Consider the following 509-nt stretch of genomic DNA (forward strand, 5'->3'; position numbering starts at 1 on the left):
AGGATCGTTTCTTCCCTGACAAAAGAGCTTTACAACCCGAAGGCCTTCTTCACTCACGCGGCATTGCTGGATCAGGGTTGCCCCCATTGTCCAAAATTCCCCACTGCTGCCTCCCGTAGGAGTCTGGACCGTGTCTCAGTTCCAGTGTGGCTGGTCGTCCTCTCAGACCAGCTACTGATCGTTGCCTTGGTGAGCCTTTACCCCACCAACTAGCTAATCAGATATCGGCCGCTCCATGAGCACGAGGTCTTGCGATCCCCCGCTTTCTCCCTTAGGACGTATGCGGTATTAGCGTAACTTTCGCTACGTTATCCCCCACTCCTGGGTACGTTCCGATATATTACTCACCCGTTCGCCACTCGCCGCCAGGCCGAAGCCCGCGCTGCCGTTCGACTTGCATGTGTAAAGCATGCCGCCAGCGTTCAATCTGAGCCAGGATCAAACTCTTCAGTTCAATCTCTGTTTTCCAACCTTGCGGTTGGGGTCACTCACTCAAAATACTGACGAAT

Annotated in this window: 1 rRNA gene; it reads right to left on the reverse strand. The window is 54.0% G+C overall.

Features of this window, described 5'->3' with window-relative positions:
* Positions 1-454: ribosomal RNA gene (locus GM668_RS30315) — 16S ribosomal RNA — on the reverse strand; the annotation flags it as partial.
* Positions 455-509: the final 55 nt, after the last annotated feature.

It is taken from the genome of Pseudoduganella ginsengisoli, from assembly GCF_009720865.1.
Taxonomy (GTDB): Bacteria; Pseudomonadota; Gammaproteobacteria; order Burkholderiales; family Burkholderiaceae_D; genus Rugamonas; species Rugamonas ginsengisoli.